This is a genomic window from Dyadobacter sp. HNCC25DJ183, assembly GCF_056895175.1.
The window spans coordinates 674,490-698,810 of record NZ_JBXHAP010000002.1; the positions used below are offsets into that span (position 1 = coordinate 674,490).

A 24,321-nucleotide genomic window follows, 5' to 3' on the forward strand; every position below is an offset into this window, starting at 1 on the left:
GTAATGCGAATGGAAGTTATACTACACGATATGAGAAGAGGGTATGTAGCTGCCGTTTGATTCAGACAAAAAAAACTAACCTTGGAACGAAGGTTAGTTGAATGCTGGAATTCCTGGTTCTCCGCCGGGCTCCCGGATCGGTTCCACTTCGGGGACCACAGGTTCTACGGGTGGAATCCCAGGTTCAGGGTTAATGGGCGGCGTCTCGGGTTCTTTCTCGTAAGGCGGCGTTTCTTCCGGAATATCGGGCGAAGGTACCTCGGGTCTTGGATCAAATGGAGGTGTTTCGCTTGGCCCGGTAGGGTCGCCACCGCCATCAGCGGTCGGCTCCCAGTAAGTATTTGCAAGATAAATGTCCATGTCTTAGTTGTTGTTGAAGCTGTAAAGTGACGATCAGGTAATTACAATAACTGTGCCTGACATTATGCTCCGCTCGCCTATTGCTTTGCAAAAAACTTATATGAAACTTTGAAGAGCTGCATAACTATATACACCATGAGTAATTCAATACAGAATCAGAAGCAATTCAAACTTATTATGGAAAGGATTGAAGACTACCTTCAATTAGCAACTTCGGAAGGCGGCTTTCAGATGTTCAATGAGGATGAATTAGCTGAACTTCAACAACTATCAATGCTTGCTGAACAATATGAAGATACTGTCTTGCATATAATGCCTATCATAGTTAGAAAGGCCTAAAAATTCTCTCGCCTTGAAAAAAATCGTTGCGTCAGGAATTATTTTTTGAGCACGGTTGTAATGTAGCCACTGTACAGTAAATCAATATATTCAAATCTATCAATATATCTAGGCATGGAGGTTCGAAAAGTAGAGCGGATATCGAAAGCGTTGAGTGACCCAAGCCGCATTCTCATATTAAAGCAGTTGCGTCAAAAAGAAGATTGTTTGTACTGTCATGAAATAGCTGATTTTATAGACCTGGCCCAGCCTTCCATTTCTCACCACGTCAAACAGCTCGCAGATGCCGATCTGATCGTAGTAGAAAAAGAAGGAAGGAACGTGAAATACAAACTCAATCAAGCCATACTGAATGAGTATGTAGATTTCCTGAATACGCTGAAAGTTTAAAATTTTTTGTTCAAATACATCGAAACATTTCAATATATCAATAAGTAACCGGTGTTAACTTAATCCCCAATGCCGGTTACATGATTACTCTCCCAAATTGCCCGTTACTCGTTTTTCATTCATCGAAATATTCAAATATATAAATCAATCAATACATGGAAAAGACAATTCTCTCTGCCAAAATCGTCTCCGGTCTGATCATCACCGGTGTGATCTTGCTCTCGGTGTTTCTTAAAGGGTATACTTCCGAAGACGGGGTTCCCAGGAAAGCAGCAACTACTACTGAAAAGCCTGCCGCTAGCGCAGGTTCAGGTGTGCCGGTTGACGGCCAGGTACTCCATTCAGAATCACTGAATGATGAAATGACGGTTTCAGGTACGCTGCTCGCCTACCAGGAAGTGAATATTACCAGCGAGCTCAACCGCAAAGTGGTTGCAGTGCACGCAAAAGAAGGTAAATACGTGAATGCAGGTACATTGCTTTTTAAGCTCGACGATGCTGACCTGCTTGCTGAAATGGAGCAGTTGAAACAACAGGAAAAACTTGTGTTACTCAATGAAAGAAGACTTAAAGACCTGATTGACAACGAAGCCGCCAAGCAACAGGATTATGACGAAGCATTTACAAATCTGAAAGTATTGCAATCCAAAATCGAGCAGTTGAAAGTAATGATCGCGAAAACGAGCATTCGCGCGCCATTCAGCGGTAACCTGGGGATCGTGAATGTACATACCGGCGCTTATGTAACTCCGGGTAATCCGCTCGCGCTGCTTACAGATAATAGCAAGCTCAAAATCGATTTTGCCATTCCTGAAAAGCACGCGAATACGCTGAAAACCGGCGACGAAGTGCAGTACCACGTAGAATCTGACGATCGTACTTTCAAAGCGCACATTATCGCCCACGAAGCTGGCCTCGACCAGAAAACCCGTACTCTGCTGATGCGCGCCGTCACCAACAATAGCAGCCGCGACTTACTGCCGGGCCAAAGTGCCAGACTTACCTTACGTTTAAACAACACCGGTAATGCATTGATGGTACCAAACCAGGCTCTTATCCCTTCTTCAAAAGGATACAGTGTGTATGTGGTCAATCAAAATAAAGCAACCTTCAAACCAATCGAAGTCGGCCAACGCAATGCGTATTCCGTACACGTGACCAAGGGACTAGCTCCCGGCGACACGGTGATTACCAGCAATATGCTTCGATTAATGCCAGGTGCTGAGGTACAGCTGGTTTCAGTTCACTAATAAATTATTCAAAAATGAGTGCGATTTCTCAAGTAAGTATTTCCCGGCCGGTTCTGGCCGGGGTAATGTCCGTACTGCTTATACTTTTCGGGATTGTAGGGTATACCTTCCTCGGAACCCGGGAATATCCCGTTACCGATTCTCCGATCGTGATGGTCACTACGGTGTATCCGGGTGCGAGTGCAGATATTATTGCCTCTCAGGTTACCAAACCACTGGAAGAAGCAATTGCGGAAGCAAATGGGATCAGGTCGGTTTCGTCCACGTCCCGCGAACAAGTGAGCATTATAACCGTCGAGTTTGAGCTCAATGCAGATCTTGAAGCAGCCGCAAATGACGTGCGGGACAAAGTTTCCAAGTCACGCCAGCAGCTGCCTACCGACATTGAACCGACGATTGTTGAAAAAGCCGGTCCGGCCGATTTCCTGGTTTTCCTGACAGTGCAGAGCAAGACTAAGACACTGGAAGATGTTACCGATTTTGTTAACATTAACATCAAGGAAAGGCTCCAATCCATTCCCGGCGTAAGGCTGGTTGATTCTTATGCGGGCCGCAAACGCGCAATGCGTTTGCGAATGGATCCTGTAAAACTGGCTGCATACGGATTGACTCCTGTGGACATTCAAAATGCATTGCAGCGTGAGAATGTGGACTTGCCAAGTGGTCGCATCGAAGGCCAGAACACAGAGGTAACCCTCAAAACGCAGGGGCGGCTTGTGACCGAGGATGATTTTAACAATATGATTATTCGCGAAAGCGACGGTGCGATCGTTCGGTTCAAAGACGTGGGTCAGGCTGTGATGTCGTCGCAGAACGAGCGTACCGCGATGATAATTTATAATGGAAAAACGGCCGATTACGGAGTAGGTACGGGCGTAAGTCCGCAACGCGGCGCCAACTCACTCGCAATTGTGGATGAGTTTAAAAAACGGTTTGAGGAAATCAAAAAGACAGCGCCGAAAGAGTATGAGATCGCATTGGGTAAAGACTTTACGGTGCCTGTAAGGAATTCACTTTCCGAAGTGGAGGAGACTTTGCTGCTCGCATTCGCATTGGTTTCGCTGATCATTTTCATCTTCCTCCGCGACTGGCGCAGTACGATTATTCCGCTGCTGGCTATTCCCGTTTCGATTATTTCGGCCTTCTTCATTATGTACGTAGCCGGGTTTTCGATCAATGTATTGACACTGCTCGGGCTGGTACTCGCGATCGGGCTCGTGGTGGATGATGCGATTATTGTTTTGGAAAACATTTATAGTAAGGTTGAAAAAGGCATTTCGCCCATTGAAGCCGCTCGTCTTGGATCTAATGAAATCTATTTTGCAGTAATCTCTACTACCATTACCCTGGTCTCCGTATTTCTTCCGATCCTCTTTTTGGGCGGATTGACCGGCCGGCTCTTCAAAGAATTTGCGATCGTAGTGGCAGGCTCCGTTACCATCTCGGCATTCGTCGCATTGACTTTAACCCCGATGATGAGCGCGTATTTACTTAAATCCAATTCGGGTCAAAGTTGGTTTTACCGCAAAACAGAACGCTGGTTTGTGGCGCTGAACAATGCTTACGGAAGATCCCTGTCCGCATTCATGAAAGTGCGCTGGCTGGGGATTGCGCTCCTGCTGGTTTCATTTGGAATTGCATTTTGGCTCGCGCCGAAGTTGCCTTCTGAACTGGCACCACTGGAAGACAGATCGATGATCGGACTCGCTGTGATTGCACCGGAAGGAACTTCATACGAAAGTATGGAGCAAAGCATGAAGGCGATCGGGAATTACATCAGTGACTCCATTCCCGATTTGAATGCACAACGCACTTACACAGCCGTGGCTGCGGCGGGAGGTACTTTGGCCCAGCCCGTGAATGGCGGTTTTCAATGGATTTTCCTCAATGAACCCAAAGACCGGAAAAGTGGATTGACACAAGGCCAGATCTTCCAGAAACTGGTTGTCGCTTCGCAGCAGTTCAGGAATGTATTGATTATACCCGTGCAAACGCCCACTATCGGCGGGTACGGAAATACGCAGCCGGTGCAGTATGTGGTACAAGCTCCGAGCCTGAAAGCATTGATCGATGTAATGCCAAAGTTGATGACCGAAGTAGGCAGCAACAAAAAACTGACTTTCGCCGATGCCGATTTCAAGATCAATCGTCCGGAGATCAGTATCAGTATCGACCGCCAGCGCGCGGCCCAGCTCGGAATTTCGACGCAGGATATCGGACAAACTTTACAACTCGCATTGAGCAGCAGGAGATATGGTTATTTCATTTACAATGACCGTCAGTACGAAGTAATCGGCCAGTTAGACCGCGAAGATCGCTCTGCGCCTTACGATCTGAAATCGCTATACCTCAAATCCGGCAGTGGCGAAATGGTATCGCTCGATAATTTGACGAGACAAAACGAAGGGATCAGTCCACCGGCGATTTACAGATATAACCAATCTTACAGCGCCACGATCTCGGCTACGCCTGCGAATGGGGTAAGTTTGGGAGAAGCGATCAAGGAGCTTGATAAAATCTCTGCGAAAGAATTACCGAAAGGTTTCACAACTGCATTGGCCGGACAAAGCCGCGACTATTCTGAAAGTAGTTCAAGTCTGATTTTCGCATTTATCTTCGCCATTATCCTCATTTACCTCGTGCTCGCGGCGCAATTTGAGAGTCTGGTTGATCCATTCATCATTTTGCTGACAGTACCAATGGCGCTGACAGGCGCATTGCTGAGCCTCTGGTTCACTGCACAAACTGTCAATATTTTCAGTCAGATCGGGATTATTATGCTCATTGGTTTGATCACCAAAAACGGTATCCTGATCGTGGAATTCGCCAATCAGAGCAAGGAAGAGGGTGTTTCAACATTCGAAGCTGCCAAGATAGCCGCCGTATCCCGTTTCCGTCCGATCCTGATGACCACACTGGCAATGATTTTCGGTACGCTGCCGATCGCGCTTTCGCTGGGTACAGCTTCGGGAAGCCGGCAGTCGCTTGGAATTGTGGTAGTCGGTGGTTTGATCTTCGCCGGTGTGCTCACATTGTACGTTATTCCTTCCATTTATTCATACCTGTCCCGGCCGCATAAAAAGCGCCACGAAGAAGGACAGCAAACGCTGGCGAGAGAATCAGCTTTACAACCGCATTGATCCCAACAGCATACCCCAACAACATCATGAAAAGTAAATTTTTAAATCAATGGAAAGGCGCACTGCTGACCTTCGCATTAGCCGGTGTGCCGCTCTTCCTGGCCGCTCAAAAGCAGACGATATCGCTGCAAGAAGCCATTGAGCAAGCCAAAGCGCACAACCGCGAACTGCGGGTTGACTCGCTGGGCATTAATAGATCGAGACAGCAGACTGCGATCACGAGAGGGTTATTGTTACCGAACATCAGTCTGAGCGGTCAGTACCAGCATTACTTTCAGCGGCCTGTATTTTTTGGTCTGAATGGAAATTCTGCTTCTTCGGAGCGCATTGACTATGCCCGTTTCGGAGGAGAAGATGTAGCTGGCGCGCAGGTTTCGCTGGTGCAGCCGATCTATAATTCGGGAACGCGGCACGAGATCGCGCGGCGCAAGCTTTTTGAAAAACAAAGCCAGCTCAGCTACCGGGACAGAGAAGTGAATGTGATTGCAAGCGTAAAGCAGAGCTACGTCCGGCAGCTGGTTTTGAACGAGCGCCTTAAATTGCAGCAGGAAAGCATTCTCCGGAACAAAAAAGCACTTGCCGACTCCCGGTATCTGCTGGCGCAGGGAAAAGCGCTGCGGGTGGATACTTTGCGGGCGTATACTTTGGTGAAAAACCTCGAACCGGACGTGCTGAGACTTACTTACGCATTGCAGGTAAGCCAGCAGGAACTCCGCTACCTGCTCGGAGATACGCAGCAAACCGAGTACGTGCTTTCCGATTCACTGCGGCTCAGTCCCGCAGATTCTATTCCTTCTGAAACCGGTGCATACCGACTTTCCGTAGAGCAGCGCCCCGATTTGCAACTGCTCAACCTCAATAAGGAGATTGCTGATAAAGAGATTATGTTGTCTAAATCGGCGCGGTTGCCGGTGGTGAGTTTTATCAGTCAGTACCAGTTACAAACGCAGACAAACCAGTTCCGCTTCGGCAATGCGGGTTACCCGCCGGTTTTCTTTGCAGGGATACAATTTGCGATACCGATTTTCAATGGAAACCAAAATGTAAACCGGGTTGCATTGGGGAAGATCGAAAGACAGCAGGCTGATATCGTATATACCAATGCGCAGGAACAGCTGAAAACGCAGATCAAGCAGGTTCTGGCGAGTTTGTTTGAAACCTCAGAGCGGATCAAAACACAACAGAATGTGTCACAAACAGCAGAATTAAGCTATTCCATTACCAAGTACCGCTACGAAAAAGGTGTAGCGACGAGGCTGGAATTAATGGATTCTGAATTTGCATTGACGACTGCAAAAGCCAATTACCTCGAATCTGTTTTCGATTATCTGTCGGCCAAGATCGAGCTGGACAGGATTACAGGCGATTAGGTGGGTAATTTCTAATATCTTACTGGGATTAAGGTTGTTTGGTATACCGCGGGATAATTATCCTGCGGTATATCTGTTTATAGCCGGTTACAAAGTTTAAATTTTTTCAAAGAAACTTTATATTTGATGTAAACTCCCCATTTCAACTTCGTCAAATTATGGAACAGCATTACGATCAGCAAAGACAGGTAACTTTTCACGGAAAAGGCGCTGGCTTGTTTGGAATTTACATCATCAACATCCTGCTCACAATCGTCACACTGGGACTCTACTATCCCTGGGCCAAAGCCGCCATTCTTAAATACCTGTATGCGGAGACGGAATTTGAACAAAGCCGCTTCACTTTCCACGGCACCGGGCGTGAAATGTTCCTTGGATTCATCAAAGCGATCGGGATTTTCATTGTGCTTTACGGTGTGCTGCTCACCGCCGCGTGGTACAAAGACACCACTTTACTGGTGATTGCTTTGATCTTCTTCTAAGGCGGGTTTCTCCTGCTCATTCCGGTTGCAATTCATGGTTCAATGCGGTACCGGATGTCGCGCTCTTCCTGGCGGGGCATTCATTTTGGCTACCGCGGCGAGTTGAAAGAGTTTGTGCAAATGTTCGTGATCGGCAGCATTCTCACCCTTTGTACCTTCGGGATTTACTCTTTCTGGTTTATCATTGATATCCGTAAATACATTTTCAAACACCTCCGGTTTGGTAATCTGACCTTCGCATACATGGGGAAAGGCGACACGTTTGCGTGGCTGAATGTGAAAGGTTACCTGCTGTCGTTGTTTACGCTCGGTATCTATTCTTTCTGGTATGTCAAAAACCTTTTCAACTATTATATCAACAATATCCGCATGTACCAGGGTGAGAACCGACTGGTGTTTCGGTCCACTGCAACTGCCGGCGGCTACTTTATCCTGATCGCAGGTAACTTGCTGATTATCGTGCTCACACTCGGGCTCGGAACACCCTGGGCGATCGTGCGCGCACTCAATTTCGTATTCTCCAACATTGTCATCGAAGGTCCGCTGGACGTGGATGCGATTCAGCAAACCGAAGAAAATTATACCGATGCAACCGGCGAAGATCTGGCAGATATGATAGATATTGGCCTGGTGTAAGGTCAAATTGTGAATGAAATGCAGCTAATTAATGTCAGGTACCACGATGGGAGAACCTCTGCCGCTCACGATGCGGTTCTTGAACTCATGCCGGGCTACTGGCTCATCCATCCTGTTGCAGGGAATGCAGATTTTCAAACGGTCCGCTGGGATTTGCCGGGTATTATAACCGAGCAGGGCTTTACCAATCTCTCTATATTCAGGTACGGCGAATATCCGCAGCAAACCATTGAATGCAGGGATGATGCGTTGCCCGCAATTTTAAAACAAAAGTATCCTGACAGGGTATTTTTCAGAAAAAGGATATCGGACAATGTCTTCAAAAGTCCGTTGGCGCTGGTTGGGTTTATCGTTCTTTTACTCGGTTTGCTGGTTGCTACTTACCTGTTTGTTCTGCCTTTCGCAGCCGAAAAAGTAGCGCGCCAAATTCCTCAGGACATTGAAGTCAGGCTCGGAGACGCGATGTACGGCAACCTGATTGCGGGCTATAAAGTCGATAGTAGTCTTTCAGCGAAAGTCAATCATTTTGCCAAAGCCATCGATTTCAAAACAAATTACCCCGTCCGGATTACGGTAGTAAAAGAAAAGGAGGTCAATGCATTTGCGCTGCCTGGCGGACATATCGTAGTCTTTGACGGTATTTTGAATAAAATGAAAACCAAGGAGGAACTTGCCGCTCTGCTGGCGCACGAAGTTTCGCACGTGCATTACCAGCATTCCCTGAGAAGTGTTTTGCGGAGTTTGTCAGGATATCTGTTCGTTTCGGTTATACTGAACGATATCAATGGGATCATCGCGGTACTGGCCGAAAATTCCAATATGCTCGTCAATCTGACTTATTCAAGAGAGCTGGAAATGGATGCCGATCGAAAAGCCATGGGTGTGTTCCAGGCGCAGGGGATCAGTTTGAAAGGGTTTGTGGATTTGTTCAAAATCCTTGATACCGGCGCCGAAGGTTCCACCTCCATTGAATTGCTGAGTACACACCCGCTCACCGCCGATCGCATGCAATATGCAAGCGAGCTGGCACGCGAGCAAACCTCCTTTCGGGACCAGTCTGAACTGCAAAAACGCTGGCTTGAACTTCGCCAGGCGAGTGCCCCGCGTCAGTAATGGCACTGTTTTTGTGACTTCTTTTGAAAAGAACCAATTAATTATGAAAGCGTTAACAAAAGAAGGCGAGCAATATGTAGCAGAAATTGCCGCAAAATATAACCTGAAGAAAGAGTCAGTCGAGGCTCTTTTGAAAGCAGTGATCGATGGTAGCGGTAACATGGCGCAGTTCAACATTCAGGAGCTGGGCGGACAAGGTCAGTGGATGCGTGGCGGAATGACGATGGTAGGGGATATGTTCAATAATTCACTCCGGGGTACTGTGGATAAGGTCTGCAATGAACTGTCTGATCTTGTAAGTACGAGGGTACTTTACGAAGGAGCCTCGGATCCGTCTGAGAACACGCAAAATGATTCCAATAGCATATTCCAGGGAACAGGTACGAGTTCCTGGCCGGCAGTATTCGGAACGCCCACGTCCAGCGGTGCCCAAAATGGCTTTCGGTATGCTTATTTCGCGCCAGTGCGCCGGCTTGTGATCGAGGAGAATGGAAAACGTACGATTTACGATACCAAGCACCATCATATTACCGGCGTGTCGCAGCAGCAGGGTACTGAGCGTTCTTACCGGTTTTCAAGTCAGGACGGACCAGTTGACCTGAATAGTTTATCCGTCATTTCTGAGCCGGCAGGACAGCAGCAGCCAACTCCCGGCATCGCGTACGATGTAACGAGCACAGCCGACCTGAGAACGGGGCAAAGTACATCTGCTTCGCAGGAAATCATCATTGCGACGATAGAAAAGGTGAATATGCTTTTTGAAAAAGGGCAGATTACCGAGGAGGAATTTAAATCGAAGAAGCAGGAGCTGCTCGCGCGGTTGTAAATCCTGTTCTTTATAAATGGAAGGCAGCGACCTGGAATTTTCCGGAGTCGCTGCCTTTTTTATTTTGGAAAAATCAGCACTTTTGATGTTGTTTTTTAATGCATTTGACGCTCGGATGATTTTTGCACAAATCTCAAAGTTTGTAGATCCCATTGCTGTAAAGCTCGACAGGTGGTTTGTAGAGGGAATTCGTTTTGTCCCCAACCTGATCATGGCGATATTGATCCTGGTCGTTTTCCGGTTCCTGGCGAGGTACGGCAGCAGGTTTATGGAAAATGTGTTGGGCCGGGCTTCGCAAAATATTGCATTGGTCAGTCTGATGTCTGCGATCACGCGCATTGCGATTGTCATGGCCGGGCTCTTCTTCGCACTGGGCGTTTTGGGTTTGGATAAAACGGTTACCTCGCTGCTGGCTGGTGCCGGTGTACTCGCACTCGCGCTGGGTTTTGCATTCCAGGATCTGACAACGAATTTCATCTCCGGCGCATTCATCGCCATCCAGCGCCCGATTAAGGTAGGAGATGTGATTGAAACCAATGGATTTACCGGGAAAGTGTTGTCGATCGGCCTGCGCTCTGTGAAGCTCGACAACTTCGCCGGCCAGCACGTAGAGCTACCCAGCAAGGATATTTTTCAAAAACCGATAGTCAACTTCACGTTTTCAGGCGAAAGGAGAGTGCAGGTTGAATGCAGCATCGGCTATAAAGATGACTTGGGGATTGTTGAAAACCTCGCACTCTCAGTAATCAACCAGCTTCCATTCCTGAACAAGCTAAAACCCGTCGAGCTCAACTTCACGAAGTTCACGGAAAAGAGCATTGACTTCGAGATCCTCTTCTGGATTGACCAGAGTAAAATAGGTCCCGGCCCGGCGAAGAGTGTTGCAATGAAGGCAGTTAAAAGGGTTTTTGATGAGAATGGGATTGGGTTCCCGACGCCAGTGCCGGTTGTGAGGGGCGGGGAGGGGCAGGGTTCACAGGTGTCGAATTCCGGGTAACACCGTTTAATAAGTTCATTTTGCCAACGGGCATTGGAAGTTGTAGTATTACTTAATTACTACAACCTCTATCATGCATAAGTACTTACTCTCTCTTTCTATTCTTCTTGTTCTTCAAAGTTGCGCGCCGAGTGTTGTTTCGCTGCGTGGAAAGTACCAGCAAGGATCCGTCAAATCCAGAATTGAAAAGCCTTTCGAGCAGGTTTGGGAAAGCGTCATTGATATGATTGCAGAAACAGGTGTCGCCGTAAAAATGATCGACCGCAGCAGCGGACTGGTTATTGCGGATGTCGCATCCTTCTCCGGTTTATTGTCCTATGAAGACACGAAAGGTAACCTCACCAACCCAGCTGCCTACATTGCCGTTGAACGAATGAGCACTGAATTTCCAAGCTCCATTGCTCGGCACCAAGCATCCGCTATCTGGAACATGCGAGTGAAGGCAGTTGGCGACAATACTACAATCGTGAGCGTCAATCTTCATTCAATCAGAATTGAGAAAGCGGTGCTGCCGGTTAAGGGACAATCTACTGGTAACTTCGAGAAGATGTTGATTGATGAGATTGTAAATGGGGTTGAGTGAGTCAGTGTTTCGATCTCATTGAAGTATATATAAAAGTTAACCTTCCTGACTTATAGATCACGTATGAATACTTTAAATGTCAATTTCGAAAATTGTTTTGGTATAGGGAAATTGAATCAAACGTTTGACTTCACGAAAAGTGACACTTTTCTAGTGTATGCACCAAATGGAACAATGAAAACTTCCTTTGCCAGAACATTTGAGTTACTTGCAAAAGGAGATACCAAAAATCTACCTTGTGATAGGATATATACTTCAAGGGTTTCCAAGTTTGAAGCGTCGATTGACAACGACATAATAAAGCCAGAAGATATTTTAGTTGTTAATGCCGAAGATAATAGTTTCGATGCATCTAGTAAGATAAGCAACTTCATTGCTGTCAAAGAACTGAAAGATCAGTATGATAGCATTTATGTGGAATTAAATGACAGGAAATCTGATCTAATGCGGAAGTTAAAAGCGGTTTCGCAAAGTAGTGATTGTGAGGCGGAGCTACTAAGTACATTTTCCAATCTAAACAATTCTTCGATTTTTGAGATATTACTTAGTGTTTTGGATAAACTTAGTCAGTCAGATAACAATTTTCAGTTTCGATACAATGACGTGTTTGATAAAAAAGGAAATGTAGAGAAATTTTTAAAAAAGAATGATAAAGTTCTTAGTCGCTATATCAATAGTTACAAGGATATTGTTTCGAAGTCAAAGTTCTTTCGCGAGTCTGTTAATAATACGTTTGGTACTTATCAAGCTAATGAAATAATAAAGTCTATTGAAGATAATTCCTATTTTAATGCAGGCCACGTTTTCGTTTTAGAAGACGGAACAAGGATTAATGACTCAGATCAATTAAAGAAGCTTGTGCAAAATGAGATAGAAAATATCTTAAATGACGAAAGTTTAAGGAAGGCATTCGACCAGGTTGACAAAGCAATTGGTGCCAATTCAGAGCTTAGAGCATTCCAAAAGGTGGTTGAATCGGACAACCTGCTATTGCTTAAACTGAATAATTATGAGGAATTTAAGAAAGAAGTGTGGCTAAATTATCTATCTAGAATTAATCATGACGTTTTACTCTTGGTAGATTATTACAAGAGCCAAAAAGGCGTTCTAGCAAAGATAATCGATGAGTCAAAGAAAGATATCGATCTTTGGTTAAATATAGTTAATAGGTTCAATGATAGGTTCCATGTTCCATTTAAGATTATACTGGCAAATCAGAACGATATAATTCTGAAAAAAGAAACAGCAATATTAGAATTTGAATATTCCGAGCTAGGCAATGACCCAGTAAAACACAAACGAGAAACCTTACTTACGATTCTTAGTAAAGGCGAACAGCGTGCGTATTTTATTTTACAATTCTTGTTTGAGATTGAAGCACGCAAAAGTAATTTAGGCAAGAGCCTACTTATATTCGACGATGTAGCTGATTCATTCGATTACAAAAACAAGTTCGCAATAATTGAGTACATTAGAGATCTTCAAAAATCAAATAAGTTTAGAATGATTGTTCTAAGCCACAATTTCGATTTTTATCGAACTATTGCGTCAAGGCTATGTCTTGTAAGAGAAGCTGTATTTATGGCGTCGAAATCAGATTCGAAAGAAGTTACATTACATAGTGGGCAGTATATAAATGATTTGTTCATGCATCTAATAAAAAGTTATGCAAGAGTAAAGATGTTTATAAGTCTTGTAGCATTCGTCCGAAATCTAATTGAATATAGCGATACGAAGGATTGTGATGATTATATAACTCTAACAAAATGTCTTCACATACAAGATGGTAGCGAAGACTTGAAGGCAAGTGAAATATTTGAGATATATAAGCAAAGACTTCCAAAACTTCGAGGTAAAACAATCTCATTTGGTACAGATGGGTTTATACAGCTAATTTTTAATACTGCGGATTCAATTTGTATTGAACCTATCGTCGATGAAATAGCACTGGAAAATAAAATTACATTAGCAATAGCTATACGTCTACAAACTGAGAAGTTTTTGATTGACAAATTACCTGGGTTCGATTTGTTGCTCATCAAAAAGAATCAGACCCATGTTCTTTGTCAGGAGTACCACAATCGCTTTCCTGGTTGTGTTAACTTGGCAATATTAGACAAGGTGAATTTGATGACTCCGGAAAATATTCATATTAATGCATTTATGTTTGAACCACTTATTGACATGTCTGTTCAGCATTTGATCAAATTGTACCGCCAGGTAAAGACCATGCGATAATTACGGTGTATTTACTTGTAATGCAGAATTTGTATTGCTGTTTGGACATTGTTGGGCAATTTAGGTTGTTGAACATAAAATACTTGGGTAGGGTTAAGTTTTTGATAGTAGCCTTTCTGCTCGATACAATTCTGCGGACGTAACTTTGTTAAGACGTTACATCAACTTTCAGGAATTTAACGACTTATATTTATTTGCGATTCTACTTGCTATCGAGCTTAGGCCTATCGCAGCCCTACCTCTACCCACTTTTTCCTTTACCATTCGAAAATTCCTTTTGATTTCCTCAAACAATCATCTTACGTTTGCCTCGCTCAATTTCTCGGTCTAAGCTGCATCTGCCTTCACTTCGAAGGCTAGAAGTTGCTATATGGAACTACGTATACCTATTAACGGTGTCGTGGCTACCGTAATGGACATATAGCACCATTGCCCTTAGACCGGGTTGAGCAACGGAAAGCGCGGCACCGTTAACTGGCCCGCTCCATGCAAACCGGTATACATACACCATGTCAGACATCGAAAAAACCATCAAACCCCGCTTTACCTCCGAAGAACTCATTGAAAATTTTATCGCCGCCGAATACGATCTGGCTGAGATGGAGCATCTCTTTACAGATATGATGCTGCGCTACATTTACCCGACAAAAGATTGGAACCCGGGCCCGAGAGTGACGCGGGATGTGCTGGATAGGGGAGAGATTTTCCTGGACCTGTTAAGAGGGATACGTTGCCGATTGTAATTTCAAAGACGGGGAGATATAATTACTCCACCAAACACAAAAACGCCCCCGCTACAATGCAGCGAGGGCGTTTCATAATATGAACCTTAACTAATATTAATATCTGTAAGTCTCCGCCTTGAATGGACCTTCTGTTGAAACGCCGATGTATGCAGCTTGTTCCTCAGTAAGGATATCCAAATTAGCTCCAACGTGTTTCAGGTGAAGTGCAGCCACTTTTTCGTCCAGTGCTTTTGGAAGTACGTATACTTTCTTCTCGTAAGCAGCTGTGTTGGTCCAAAGTTCGATCTGAGCCAAAGTCTGGTTAGAGAATGAGCAGGACATTACAAATGAAGGGTGTCCCATTGCGCAGCCCAGGTTAACCAAACGACCTTCCGCAAGGATGATAATGTCTCTTCCTTCAACAGAATAGATATCAACCTGTGGTTTGATCTGAGATTTTGTATTACCGTAAGAGCTGTTCAACCAAGCCATATCGATTTCATTGTCGAAGTGACCGATGTTACAAACTACGGCTTTGTCACGCATTGCAAGGAAGTGACGATCTGTGATGATCTTGTAGTTTCCGGTTGCAGTAACGAAAATGTTCGCACGCGTTGCAGCTTCGTCCATTGTTACTACTTCAAAACCGTCCATTGCAGCTTGAAGCGCACAAATCGGGTCGATTTCAGTAACCAATACACGGCAGCCTGCGCCACGAAGTGACTCAGCAGAACCTTTACCTACATCACCGTAACCAGCTACAACAGCTACTTTACCAGCAAGCATTAAGTCAGTTGCACGACGGATTGAATCCACCAATGATTCGCGGCAACCGTATTTGTTATCGAATTTAGATTTCGTAACTGAGTCATTTACATTGATTGCAGGCAAATGAAGCGTTCCGTTTTTCAGGCGGTCGTACAAACGAAGTACACCAGTTGTAGTTTCTTCTGAAAGTCCTTTGATACCAGCGATCAGCTCAGGATATTCGTCGAAAACCATATTGGTAAGGTCACCGCCGTCATCCAGGATCATATTCAAAGGCTTGCGATCTTCGCCGAAGAACAACGTTTGCTCGATGCACCAGTTGAATTCTTCTTCGTTCATTCCTTTCCACGCGTAAACCGGGATACCTGCTGCTGCGATTGCTGCTGCTGCGTGATCCTGCGTAGAGAAGATGTTACATGAAGACCAGGTAACTTCTGCACCCAAAGCTGTAAGTGTTTCGATCAAAACCGCAGTCTGAATCGTCATGTGCAGACAGCCTGCCACGCGGGCACCTGCCAATGGTTGTGACGGACCGTATTCTGCGCGGATCGCCATCAAACCTGGCATTTCAGCTTCTGCCAATGTAATTTCTTTGCGTCCCCACTCAGCCAGGGAAATGTCTTTTACCTTGTAAGGAATGTACGTGTCGGTTGACGTTGCCATTATTTTACAGTTTAGTTATATCTTGATTATAATACAAAACTAAGTAGAAAAACCACGGAGGGGAAGAAATGTAGATACAAATTGTGATTTGTGATCGTAAATCAGATATTTTATCTTTTCAGTCGCTACTTAGGCGCACTTTGGCACTCACACGGCCCTGTATCTCTGTGAATGGCAGATATTTTGTCTTGAACTCAAAAAAGTTGTCTTGTTAGCCTGTATCTGAGTTAAGCTGTCGTTCCTCCTGATAAGTGGCTCCTTGTATTTTTATAACCCATTTTTATGTTCAATAAGAAAACACAGAACAAGAGGGCGTGACTTTTAAATAGGATTAAGATCTTTACTCCGACTGTATAACCATTGATAGAAAATTCTAAGTAATTGAGCACCTCCTTTGTATGTTAAAAGCTCAATTATTGAAGAAATGGTTATCTACAGAGCTATTCTAGGGGGCATTGTTATTGTATTTTCGTTTTTTGCCGTTTACGGAAGTTTAGGAGAAAATAGTTCTCTAACGTTTTTTTCATTCTTGATGATAGTGATCACTAGCCTGGTTTTGTATCAGAGCTTTGATCGGCTAGTATCTCAAATGGCAATTGGTATAATAGGATTTTTTGTTGGAAGGCTCTTATTTGTAGGAGTTGTGATATATGCCAACTATCTGATATTTAACTTTCTTAAATCAGGGGTTATACAACAAGGAAGTGTTAGAACGTATGGAATAGCTACTGGAATTTCTAGCAGATACTACAGAGGGAATTGGCATTATTCTCGAAATTTTACCTACTGTAGCCAATGGGAAGTCTTTCGTGGGAAGGATCAACTTCAATCACGAGCTAAGCAGCGGCGATACAATCTATCTGAGGTATTCGAGAAGTAATCCATACTTATTTGAATTTGAAGACAATGATCATAACCGTAGACATGGAATAGTTCGATAATGCTGTTCGTCGACAAATTCCGTACATCTGTCTACCAGCTTTGCTGCACAAATCTTTGGCTTTTGAAATAGCTATATTTGTCCATGCGTGCAAATGTCCCGATACTTTCCGATCCGGCCAGAAGAAGAACCCTGCTTCATGTATTATTCTGGATAACCATCCTGATCATATTAACGGTTATCTATGGCGCGGGTATGCCCGGCTACGGGCTTGCTCTGGGCGTGGTGGCTATGTTTATGCCAATCCACATGCTCTATTTCTATTGCATTGCCTACTTTTTGATCCCGAGGTTTTTCAATAGAAAGCGATATGTGGAGTTTGTGATCTATCTGATTTTATGCATTATTCTTTCCACGCTTGTATTCAGGTTTCTCGAAATACTGGTTGCCGATCCGATCGTTTACGCGGCGGTGCGAAAGACGGACCCGACATTTGTCTGGGTGAAATTGCAGGGCAGTTTCCGCGAGCAGCTTTCGCGGCCGGTATACCTGATCAATGCATTTGAGCAAACGAATATTTTCGTCTGGATAGCCTTGTCCATTAAATTTTTCAAAATGTGGTTTGAAAGAAGGCAAGCGGCCATTGAGGCAGAGCTTAACTTTTTGAAAGGGCAGTTACACCCTCATTTTCTGTTTAATACCCTCAACAACCTTTACGCACTGACATTGACCCAGTCGCCGCAATCCCCGGCGGTGGTAATGGGACTGGCTGAAATTTTGCGTTACATGCTCTACGAAGCAAACACAGATATAGTGGAGCTGGAAAGGGATATCCGCATTGTTGAAAGCTATATCGAGCTCGAAAAGATCCGGTATGAAGAGCGGCTGGATATCAATTTCAGTATAAACGGACTGTCGCCAGGTTTTAAAATAGCGCCGCTGCTGCTTTTGCCGCTGGTTGAAAATGCATTTAAACACGGAGCCAGTGAGCAGGTCGGACAAGCCTGGATCAACATAGATCTGCGCATTAAAAACAATAACCTTAAATTCAAAATAGCCAATAGCAAGCCCGAAACGACCGTAAAAGAAGTGCGGAAACATCATGTGAGCATCGGACTGGCAAATGTGCGCAAGCGGCTCGATATCCTTTATCCTTCGGCGCACCAGCTCCGGATACTGGAAGAGGATGATGTGTTTGCGGTAATTTTGGAGATAGAACTGGACAAACGACTGGAAATCTGATTGACATGAAAATTACTGCCATGCTGGTCGATGACGAGCCCCACGCCATTGAGGTACTGGACAATTACCTGGGCAATTTCGGGGAAATAGAAGTGGTTGCCCGCTGCCAGGATGCGATACAGGCTTTTCAGGTATTGCAGCAGCAAAAGGTAGATCTGATGTTTTTGGATGTGAAAATGCCCGGACTAAAAGGCACAGATTTGCTGCGAAGCCTCAAAAACCCGCCCAAAGTCATTTTTACAACTGCCTACCAGGATTATGCTGTGGAAGGTTTTGATCTCAATGCAGTTGATTACCTTCTCAAACCAATCCCATTTGAACGTTTCCTGCGTGCGATCGACAAGGTTTTTACAGGATTAAATATCAGCAACCAATCCGTTTCCATTGCTCAGCAGAATCTAACAGCCAACAAAGACATTTTCCTCTACCTCAAAGTAGACCGTAAAATGGTGAAGGTGAATGTAAATGACATTTACTGGATCGAAAGTCTCCGCGATTACATCAAGGTGGTATTGAAAGACAAAGTGCTGATTACAAAACAAAAGATCAGCCTGCTGGAAGAGCTGCTTCCTGAAGACAGCTTTATCCGCATTCACCGCTCATTCATCGTCTCGGTTGAAAAAGTAGAAAGCTACCATTCCCACAAGATCGAGATCGATGGAAAAGAACTCCCCATCGGCCGAAATTTCAGAAATGATTGCCAGAAAAAATTCAAACTGATCTTTTAAAATCTGTTATCAGTGGCGTTTGTCGATAAAAAATGTTGTTGATCGACAGTAACTTCCCCGCCTTATTTCTCCTCGGGTTTTCAACTTAAAATTGCAGCGCCATTTGCATTGGCACTCTCATTTTTTAAGTAAAAAGCCATTTAGCCATGTTAAAAAGTAAAAGAATCCTTCTGGCAGTGCTCTCTCTGGGGCTGCTTGTATCAGGTTGCAAAGAAGATGAAGAAGTGAAACCGTCACAGCTGACTGCACGCGCAGGCGCCGACCAGAATGTGAAAGTAGGGGAGCAGGTGACCATCGATGGTACCGGGTCTACGGACAGCGACAACAAGCCTTTCCAGTTCCGCTGGAATGTTACCAAAAAGCCGGCTGGAAGTACTGTGACCCTCGCAACACCCTCGCAGGGTAAAGCTACATTCACGCCAGATCTTCCGGGTGATTACGAAGTGGATATGACGATCTTCAATGAAAGCGGCGAGAATACCGACAAAGTTTTGGTAACAGCAACCATTATCCAGCCCATTGAACTGGAAAGGGACATCAGGACTAAAACCGTTCTCGAAAACCGCATCGATAATCCGAACATACCCGACTATATCGTCAACAACAACACCCAGGTAAATGCAGAACTTACATTGAAGCCGGGCGTAGTAATTGCATTTGCAAGAGATACCAGGCTGGAAGTCAACTATAATGGCGGTATCCTGATCGCAAAAGGTGATTCCACGAAACCCATTCGGTTAATCGGTAAAGAAGCGAGTAAAGGATACTGGTCAGGCGTGATTTTCAGGTCGGCCAGCAGCGCCAACGAAATGGAACATATCCAGATCCTGCACGCAGGAGGAAGACCGATTATCTCTACGATCAAAGCGGGACTGGCGGTAATTGGTACTTACAAAGCTAATTTGTCAATCAAAAACTCGCTTTTTGAAGATAACGGAGGATATGGTTTGTATGTGGATGAAGGGGTAACGATTACAGGTTTTGAGAAAAATACATTCAAAAACAACTTGGAAGCGCCCGTGTACGTCGGTGCCGACATTGTGAGCAGTCTGGATTACAATTCAAGTTTTACCAATGGAAATGGCCGGAACGTGGTGGAGATCTTCGCTTCTACGCTGAAAAAGAATGTCACCTCCGAAGTAGTATGGGCCGGTTTCAAGGATAAAACGCCGTATCGCATCCTGGAAGGAATGGGCTCCGACGCCAACTGGAAATTGATGCCGGGCGTAACGATTGAGATGGGCCGCGGAGCTAGATTATCCATCGACGACGGTTACTTCAATGCGGTGGGCACGAAAACCAACAAGATCGTGATCAAGCCGGCGGAGAATGCCCGCGCTTACTGGCGGGGACTGATCTGCTTCTCGACAAGCGGCAAAAATGTAATGGATTACGTGGATATTTCAGGTGGAGGCAGCACTGCACTTGTATCTGGCAAGAAAACCAACATCGCTGTTTACGGAGGTAATGCAAGACTCGAAATCCGGAATTCTCAAATTACAGGAAGCGGTGGGTACGGTGTGTTTATTAACTATCAGGCTGTTGTAAATGAAGACATTGAAACTGCAAATACTTTTGCGGACAATGTAGAAGGGAAATTGTTCAAAGAGTAGCCTGATGGACAACCTGACTCCCTGCATCAGCCTGATCTTCGGGCTGATTGCATTCCTCACTGTGTTCACATTTTTCCAGGCAGCAGGAAGCGGTACCAGATTCGGGATACTGCTTCTTTCCTGGATTGCATTGCAGATCTGTATTTCAGCCTCGGGATTCTATCATATTACCGGTACTGCATTCCCGACGCTTCTCATTATGGTGGTCCCGCCTGTGATCCTGATGGCCTGGCTTTTTCTAGCCAGGTCCGGGAAATCACTGCTCGACCGCATGGATTTGCATCTGCTGACGGTAATCCACGTCGTTCGCGCTCCGACGGAAGTGGTCATGTACTGGCTCTTTATTTGTCGGGTGGTACCTGCTGAAATCACACTCCAGGGCGGTAATCTGGATATGGTTGCCGGGCTGACTGCACCTGCGATCTACTATTTCGGTGTTTTAAAAGAAAAAATCCGGTGGCAGCTGATGGTTTGCTGGAACCTGCTCGGGCTTGGTCTGGCGATAAGTGTTGCCTTGAAGTTTGTATTTTCTGCGGCCTTTATCCCTGAAAACCCCACGTTCGAACAGCCTAACATTGCGCTGTTCCAGTTTCCATTCGTGTTTTTACCTGCTGTTGTTATCCCATTGGTCATTTGCTCGCACCTGGCCGCCATTCGCCTGCTGGTGAAAAGCAATTCTGTCCAATCCAAAAACAAAATTGACCCGGGTTATCTGCTGCGTCAGCTTATGATCAAAACATTAGCCAGCCATGGAAAGCATCAAAATTAATGTACTCGCTGCCGCTTTGTTGGCGGTAATTAGCCTGTCCTACGGTATTCCGCCGCAAACCAGATCGTGGCGCCAGCCGGTACCCGAAAAGGGATTTTGGGTAACCGAAACAGACCCTGCCAGCCGGATAACCACCGTCCGCTTTTACGCCGCGAGCAACTATCTGGTATCTGAAAGAAAAGAGAATAAAGAGCTCGATATCAAAAAGCTTTCGGTGAGAAGATACCTGAACAATGCATTGAAAGAAGCACTCGAAAAAGACTCAATCGCCCAATCTCTGCCCAAACTTTATGAAATCAATTGAAGTAATATCCATCGTGCGCCTGGCAGGTTTTGCATTGTATTTCTTCATTGCAGCCCAAGGTGCATTCTACCATTTTGGATTTGGAAAGGCACTATATCAGATACCCGCCGAGCATTTTATTGAGCTGCGCAAAGTGGTTGACCCGGTGGTCAGGAGCAAGTTCAAAGTGCTCTACCTGTCTGCCCTGGCGGTGATGCTGCTGTGGGTTGTTTTGACAGATAAATCGGCAGGTTTCTGGTCTTATGTGCTGATCCTGCTTGCATTTCTCCTGCTGGTGGCCGATATGGTTTTCATACTCCGGTTCAGCGAGCCCGTCAACGACCTGATCAACAGCAACCTTTTAAACACAGAAAGAGGCTATTCCAATGCAAGGTCCGAATGGTTAAAGTTCATCTTGATCAGAGGATACCTCTCTCTTACCGGCTTCGCGCTGCTTGTCATACAGCTGGCCTTTAAGTCAAATTAATCGGGTCGACGTATAGCCTTTTCAGTGGATCATTTTTAAACTCTAATAGCCATGAAAAACCAACTTCTTTCATTTACAAATCTCCCAGGCAGAAAAGCGCTGCTGGCAGTACTTTTTGCCAGCTTTTCGCTCGGCGCCTGCAAGGAAAACGGCCCGGATGTTGTGCCGGATGTAATCAGTAAAGACGAAAAAGCCATTATTCCGGCTAAAAACCAGCGGTACCTCTACAAGATTCTCGAAAGCGACAACACAGAATCAAGTGCTGTTACGCGGGTGCTTGCCGAGCGTGATTCGGCGGGTGTGCCTGTGTATGATATCGAAAATGCGATCCAGTATGAGGAAGCCGGCAAACTGGTTCTTAAATACCGCGCTTTCAGTAAAGATGGGTTAACCACGAACGAAATTTCCCAGGCCGCCGGCTTGAATGCGATTACTGAATACATCGGAAGTTTTGCGATAATTAAAAGCACGGAACTGAGCGGCCTGCCACAGCGCCAGATTTTCGAGAATAAAGGAACGGTAGGCAGCAAGGTAACATTCAGCAGCGCGCCTGTGCGACAATATATGGAACTCGAAATCCCTATTGAAGACGGCGATCCTGTGTCGGCAGAGATTGAATGCGTGGTAACCTATCACGAAGGCAAGGCAGTGAAAGAGGAATCGGTTACTACGCCCGCAGGAACATTCAATTGTACCAAATGGGAGTATACCTACGATCTTGAAACCAAGCTCACTTCCGACGCATTCCCTCCTGAGGAATCGGGCGTCATTTATACAGTCCGCCTTTGGACTGCGCCGGGTGTTGGGATTGTAAAGTCAGAAGAATTTTCGGGTTCGGATGTGACCAAAACGGAGTTGCAGAAAATTGAAAAATAGAGCTGCTATGCGAAAACAACTGATTTGGTTGCATTGTCTGGCGGGTATGATCCTGCTTTTCAATGCCTGTAAAACTGACAATAATCCTTCTCCCGACGGTGTTCAGTCCGAGAAAGGATATGCGGTCGGGAAAGTCACCGGCACCGACGGCAGCCCGCTGAAAGGTGTGGAGATTGTGGTAGATAACACAATGTTGTATAATTCGTACGCACTGGGCAGGTCTGATGAAAACGGCAACTACAAAATCCAGCTGCCCAAGGTCGGTACATTCATGGCTTCTGCTCAGATCAAGAAGGAGTATAACGGCGAGATATATGAGCTTGATCTTGATCCTGACGTGTACGAAGAATTCAGTATTGATGGCGCCGTCCGGAATTTCACCTGGAAACTGACAGGCCGGCGACCGGAAGGCGAAGGATATTATGGCGCGTCCATTGAAGTAAACAAATCAGTGAACAGCGAAATATACGATTCTGAAAACATTGAATTCACCTTAACCCCGGTCGGAAACCTGATCGATGGTTCAAAGGGAAAGTCACTGAAACTGAAACACGGCGCGCCTTTCTCAAAAGAATACGGGCGCCTGGTAGATGTGCCTTTGGGAAGATATAGGATGACGGCTTACTACAATGGAGAAGCAGGGAAAATGCCGCTGAAACTCAGAAAGCACTTTTCAGAAGATGCATATGAAGATGAACTGACCATCGATTTCGAACCCGAAAACATCTGGGGAAAGAACATTTCGATTATTAGTTACAAAGAATAATAACTCAATAGTCAGAGATTGATTTCAAAATCAATTCAAATATTGATTCAAAATTCATTTTAAAAGAAACCCCGGGCTGAAGCCCGGGGCAATGGATCTTTTTAGGGCCGAAGGCCCTCTTTAATTTAAATTCTATTACCGTCGACTTCAGTCGACGGAGCTTAAAACTAAATTAGCACTGAAAAACTTTTGAAAATGGCGCCTACTCTCACTGCGTCGAATATACGCGCCTGTGTGCCGCCGTGGTTCAGTACGGATTGCTCGTGAGATGTAACGCACATTTCACAACCATTCAGCGCCGATACAACCAGACTCAGCAACTCAAAAAACTCTTTGCCAAGTAAAGGATTTACCATAATGCTCATTTTGATACCTGCCGGTGCATTATCATAAAATTCCTTGTGCATGAAGTGTCTGAAACGATAAAACACATTGTTTGCATTCATCAGGGAAACACAGGCAGTAACTTCTGCAATCTCCTTTTCCTCAGCACCTTCTGTTTTCAAAAGCTCTTCAAGCGCAGAGATCAATGCGGTGTTCTTTTCGTTCACAGCTACCGATAGCGCGATCAAAAGTGCCTCTTTGCGGTTCAATGTATTTGATTTCAATACATTGCTCACATTTACTTTCAGGTCCTTCAAATAGCGGTGATCCAGTGCTGCCAGCTTGTTGATCAGTACACTTTCAAAATCTGCGGGCAGGTTAACTTCTTTATACAGGGAATCCTTCGTATTTCCTGTTGCTGCAAATGGGTACATGTAGGGAAGTTTGAGTGAAGAGGTTTATGAGTCTATGAG

The 24,321-nt window shown here is 45.2% G+C and carries 23 protein-coding genes and 1 pseudogene; 21 read left to right on the forward strand and 3 right to left on the reverse strand.

Annotated features, from left to right (window positions below; all coding sequences use genetic code 11):
- Positions 1 to 93: 93 nt before the first annotated feature.
- On the reverse strand, positions 94 to 360 hold the full coding sequence (locus AC1XTG_RS06850) for a hypothetical protein (protein ID WP_056280410.1): 267 nt from the start codon (positions 358 to 360) through the stop codon (positions 94 to 96).
- A 177-nt stretch (positions 361 to 537) separates the two neighbouring features.
- Between AC1XTG_RS06850 and AC1XTG_RS06855 the strand changes: the two genes are divergently transcribed.
- The 13 genes and pseudogenes from AC1XTG_RS06855 to AC1XTG_RS06915 all read left to right on the forward strand — a co-directional run bounded on the left by AC1XTG_RS06855 (position 538) and on the right by AC1XTG_RS06915 (position 14,467).
- Positions 538 to 699: a hypothetical protein gene (locus AC1XTG_RS06855; RefSeq protein ID WP_157474554.1), complete on the forward strand. Its 162-nt coding sequence runs from the start codon at positions 538 to 540 to the stop codon at positions 697 to 699.
- Positions 700 to 813: 114 nt separating this feature from the next.
- A complete protein-coding gene (locus AC1XTG_RS06860) occupies positions 814 to 1,089 on the forward strand; it encodes an ArsR/SmtB family transcription factor (RefSeq protein ID WP_082489077.1) in 276 nt (91 codons plus the stop codon).
- A gap of 155 nt (positions 1,090 to 1,244) precedes the next feature.
- Positions 1,245 to 2,339 (forward strand): efflux RND transporter periplasmic adaptor subunit, encoded by a 1,095-nt coding sequence (locus AC1XTG_RS06865; RefSeq protein ID WP_484841438.1) that lies wholly within the window; start codon positions 1,245 to 1,247, stop codon positions 2,337 to 2,339.
- Between the two features lie 14 nt (positions 2,340 to 2,353).
- The gene (locus tag AC1XTG_RS06870) at positions 2,354 to 5,479 is read left to right on the forward strand and encodes an efflux RND transporter permease subunit (RefSeq protein WP_484841439.1); all 3,126 of its coding nucleotides are present in this window, start codon (positions 2,354 to 2,356) and stop codon (positions 5,477 to 5,479) included.
- A gap of 26 nt (positions 5,480 to 5,505) precedes the next feature.
- Positions 5,506 to 6,849, forward strand: coding sequence for a TolC family protein (locus AC1XTG_RS06875; RefSeq protein WP_484841440.1), 1,344 nt, complete (start codon positions 5,506 to 5,508; stop codon positions 6,847 to 6,849).
- Between the two features lie 158 nt (positions 6,850 to 7,007).
- A pseudogene (locus tag AC1XTG_RS06880) lies at positions 7,008 to 7,559 on the forward strand (DUF898 family protein); the annotation flags it as partial.
- Positions 7,560 to 7,574: 15 nt separating this feature from the next.
- Entirely contained in the window at positions 7,575 to 7,967 is a 393-nt protein-coding gene (locus tag AC1XTG_RS06885; protein WP_484841522.1) for a DUF898 family protein, read from the forward strand.
- A gap of 18 nt (positions 7,968 to 7,985) precedes the next feature.
- Entirely contained in the window at positions 7,986 to 9,080 is a 1,095-nt protein-coding gene (locus AC1XTG_RS06890) for a M48 family metallopeptidase (RefSeq protein WP_056280428.1), read from the forward strand.
- 43 nt (positions 9,081 to 9,123) lie between these two features.
- A complete protein-coding gene (locus tag AC1XTG_RS06895; RefSeq protein WP_484841441.1) occupies positions 9,124 to 9,906 on the forward strand; it encodes an SHOCT domain-containing protein in 783 nt (260 codons plus the stop codon).
- Between the two features lie 16 nt (positions 9,907 to 9,922).
- Positions 9,923 to 10,903: a mechanosensitive ion channel family protein gene (locus tag AC1XTG_RS06900; protein ID WP_484841442.1), complete on the forward strand. Its 981-nt coding sequence runs from the start codon at positions 9,923 to 9,925 to the stop codon at positions 10,901 to 10,903.
- Between the two features lie 73 nt (positions 10,904 to 10,976).
- A complete protein-coding gene (locus tag AC1XTG_RS06905; protein ID WP_484841443.1) occupies positions 10,977 to 11,486 on the forward strand; it encodes a hypothetical protein in 510 nt (169 codons plus the stop codon).
- Positions 11,487 to 11,660: 174 nt separating this feature from the next.
- Positions 11,661 to 13,724 (forward strand): hypothetical protein, encoded by a 2,064-nt coding sequence (locus AC1XTG_RS06910; protein WP_484841444.1) that lies wholly within the window; start codon positions 11,661 to 11,663, stop codon positions 13,722 to 13,724.
- A gap of 509 nt (positions 13,725 to 14,233) precedes the next feature.
- Positions 14,234 to 14,467, forward strand: coding sequence for a hypothetical protein (locus tag AC1XTG_RS06915; protein ID WP_484841445.1), 234 nt, complete (start codon positions 14,234 to 14,236; stop codon positions 14,465 to 14,467).
- A 96-nt stretch (positions 14,468 to 14,563) separates the two neighbouring features.
- Here AC1XTG_RS06915 and ahcY read toward each other — a convergent pair whose 3' ends face one another.
- Positions 14,564 to 15,880: an adenosylhomocysteinase gene (ahcY, locus tag AC1XTG_RS06920; protein WP_484841446.1), complete on the reverse strand. Its 1,317-nt coding sequence runs from the start codon at positions 15,878 to 15,880 to the stop codon at positions 14,564 to 14,566.
- 1,024 nt (positions 15,881 to 16,904) lie between these two features.
- On the opposite strand from ahcY, the gene AC1XTG_RS06925 reads away from it, so the two are divergent.
- From AC1XTG_RS06925 to AC1XTG_RS06960, 8 genes are all read left to right on the forward strand, one after another.
- The gene (locus tag AC1XTG_RS06925) at positions 16,905 to 18,002 is read left to right on the forward strand and encodes a sensor histidine kinase (RefSeq protein WP_056280456.1); all 1,098 of its coding nucleotides are present in this window, start codon (positions 16,905 to 16,907) and stop codon (positions 18,000 to 18,002) included.
- A 5-nt stretch (positions 18,003 to 18,007) separates the two neighbouring features.
- Positions 18,008 to 18,730, forward strand: coding sequence for a LytR/AlgR family response regulator transcription factor (locus tag AC1XTG_RS06930; RefSeq protein WP_056280460.1), 723 nt, complete (start codon positions 18,008 to 18,010; stop codon positions 18,728 to 18,730).
- 146 nt (positions 18,731 to 18,876) lie between these two features.
- Positions 18,877 to 20,343 (forward strand): PKD domain-containing protein, encoded by a 1,467-nt coding sequence (locus AC1XTG_RS06935; RefSeq protein ID WP_056280463.1) that lies wholly within the window; start codon positions 18,877 to 18,879, stop codon positions 20,341 to 20,343.
- Between the two features lie 4 nt (positions 20,344 to 20,347).
- Positions 20,348 to 21,112 (forward strand): hypothetical protein, encoded by a 765-nt coding sequence (locus AC1XTG_RS06940; protein ID WP_484841447.1) that lies wholly within the window; start codon positions 20,348 to 20,350, stop codon positions 21,110 to 21,112.
- Positions 21,093 to 21,416 carry a hypothetical protein gene (locus AC1XTG_RS06945; protein ID WP_484841448.1) on the forward strand — a complete coding sequence of 108 codons (324 nt, stop codon included), beginning with the start codon at positions 21,093 to 21,095 and terminating at the stop codon, positions 21,414 to 21,416. The genes AC1XTG_RS06940 and AC1XTG_RS06945 overlap by 20 nt, the downstream gene beginning before the upstream one ends.
- A complete protein-coding gene (locus AC1XTG_RS06950; RefSeq protein WP_484841449.1) occupies positions 21,403 to 21,882 on the forward strand; it encodes a hypothetical protein in 480 nt (159 codons plus the stop codon). The genes AC1XTG_RS06945 and AC1XTG_RS06950 overlap by 14 nt, the downstream gene beginning before the upstream one ends.
- 51 nt (positions 21,883 to 21,933) lie before the next feature.
- Complete coding sequence (locus tag AC1XTG_RS06955; protein ID WP_484841450.1) at positions 21,934 to 22,758, forward strand: TapB family protein; 825 nt, start codon at positions 21,934 to 21,936, stop codon at positions 22,756 to 22,758.
- A gap of 7 nt (positions 22,759 to 22,765) precedes the next feature.
- On the forward strand, positions 22,766 to 23,524 hold the full coding sequence (locus tag AC1XTG_RS06960) for a carboxypeptidase-like regulatory domain-containing protein (protein ID WP_484841451.1): 759 nt from the start codon (positions 22,766 to 22,768) through the stop codon (positions 23,522 to 23,524).
- Positions 23,525 to 23,691: 167 nt separating this feature from the next.
- Here the strand turns inward: AC1XTG_RS06960 and AC1XTG_RS06965 are convergent, their stop codons facing one another.
- Entirely contained in the window at positions 23,692 to 24,282 is a 591-nt protein-coding gene (locus AC1XTG_RS06965; RefSeq protein ID WP_056280480.1) for a carboxymuconolactone decarboxylase family protein, read from the reverse strand.
- Positions 24,283 to 24,321 lie beyond the last annotated feature (39 nt).

Excerpts from the sequence above, each read along its gene's own strand:
- AC1XTG_RS06935 (WP_056280463.1), top strand. The coding sequence starts at position 18,877 with ATGTTAAAAAGTAAAAGAATCCTTCTGGCAGTGCTCTCTCTGGGGCTG.
- AC1XTG_RS06905 (WP_484841443.1), top strand. The coding sequence starts at position 10,977 with ATGCATAAGTACTTACTCTCTCTTTCTATTCTTCTTGTTCTTCAAAGT.
- AC1XTG_RS06870 (WP_484841439.1), top strand. The coding sequence starts at position 2,354 with ATGAGTGCGATTTCTCAAGTAAGTATTTCCCGGCCGGTTCTGGCCGGG.
- AC1XTG_RS06950 (WP_484841449.1), top strand. The coding sequence starts at position 21,403 with ATGAAATCAATTGAAGTAATATCCATCGTGCGCCTGGCAGGTTTTGCA.
- AC1XTG_RS06865 (WP_484841438.1), top strand. The coding sequence starts at position 1,245 with ATGGAAAAGACAATTCTCTCTGCCAAAATCGTCTCCGGTCTGATCATC.
- AC1XTG_RS06910 (WP_484841444.1), top strand. The coding sequence starts at position 11,661 with ATGAAAACTTCCTTTGCCAGAACATTTGAGTTACTTGCAAAAGGAGAT.
- AC1XTG_RS06930 (WP_056280460.1), top strand. The coding sequence starts at position 18,008 with ATGAAAATTACTGCCATGCTGGTCGATGACGAGCCCCACGCCATTGAG.
- AC1XTG_RS06925 (WP_056280456.1), top strand. The coding sequence starts at position 16,905 with ATGCGTGCAAATGTCCCGATACTTTCCGATCCGGCCAGAAGAAGAACC.
- AC1XTG_RS06965 (WP_056280480.1), bottom strand. The coding sequence starts at position 24,282 with ATGTACCCATTTGCAGCAACAGGAAATACGAAGGATTCCCTGTATAAA.
- AC1XTG_RS06945 (WP_484841448.1), top strand. The coding sequence starts at position 21,093 with ATGGAAAGCATCAAAATTAATGTACTCGCTGCCGCTTTGTTGGCGGTA.
- AC1XTG_RS06955 (WP_484841450.1), top strand. The coding sequence starts at position 21,934 with ATGAAAAACCAACTTCTTTCATTTACAAATCTCCCAGGCAGAAAAGCG.
- AC1XTG_RS06900 (WP_484841442.1), top strand. The coding sequence starts at position 9,923 with ATGGAAGGCAGCGACCTGGAATTTTCCGGAGTCGCTGCCTTTTTTATT.
- AC1XTG_RS06850 (WP_056280410.1), bottom strand. The coding sequence starts at position 360 with ATGGACATTTATCTTGCAAATACTTACTGGGAGCCGACCGCTGATGGC.
- AC1XTG_RS06940 (WP_484841447.1), top strand. The coding sequence starts at position 20,348 with ATGGACAACCTGACTCCCTGCATCAGCCTGATCTTCGGGCTGATTGCA.
- AC1XTG_RS06890 (WP_056280428.1), top strand. The coding sequence starts at position 7,986 with ATGCAGCTAATTAATGTCAGGTACCACGATGGGAGAACCTCTGCCGCT.
- AC1XTG_RS06960 (WP_484841451.1), top strand. The coding sequence starts at position 22,766 with ATGCGAAAACAACTGATTTGGTTGCATTGTCTGGCGGGTATGATCCTG.
- AC1XTG_RS06855 (WP_157474554.1), top strand. The coding sequence starts at position 538 with ATGGAAAGGATTGAAGACTACCTTCAATTAGCAACTTCGGAAGGCGGC.
- AC1XTG_RS06915 (WP_484841445.1), top strand. The coding sequence starts at position 14,234 with ATGTCAGACATCGAAAAAACCATCAAACCCCGCTTTACCTCCGAAGAA.
- AC1XTG_RS06860 (WP_082489077.1), top strand. The coding sequence starts at position 814 with ATGGAGGTTCGAAAAGTAGAGCGGATATCGAAAGCGTTGAGTGACCCA.
- AC1XTG_RS06895 (WP_484841441.1), top strand. The coding sequence starts at position 9,124 with ATGAAAGCGTTAACAAAAGAAGGCGAGCAATATGTAGCAGAAATTGCC.
- AC1XTG_RS06885 (WP_484841522.1), top strand. The coding sequence starts at position 7,575 with ATGGGGAAAGGCGACACGTTTGCGTGGCTGAATGTGAAAGGTTACCTG.
- ahcY (WP_484841446.1), bottom strand. The coding sequence starts at position 15,880 with ATGGCAACGTCAACCGACACGTACATTCCTTACAAGGTAAAAGACATT.
- AC1XTG_RS06875 (WP_484841440.1), top strand. The coding sequence starts at position 5,506 with ATGAAAAGTAAATTTTTAAATCAATGGAAAGGCGCACTGCTGACCTTC.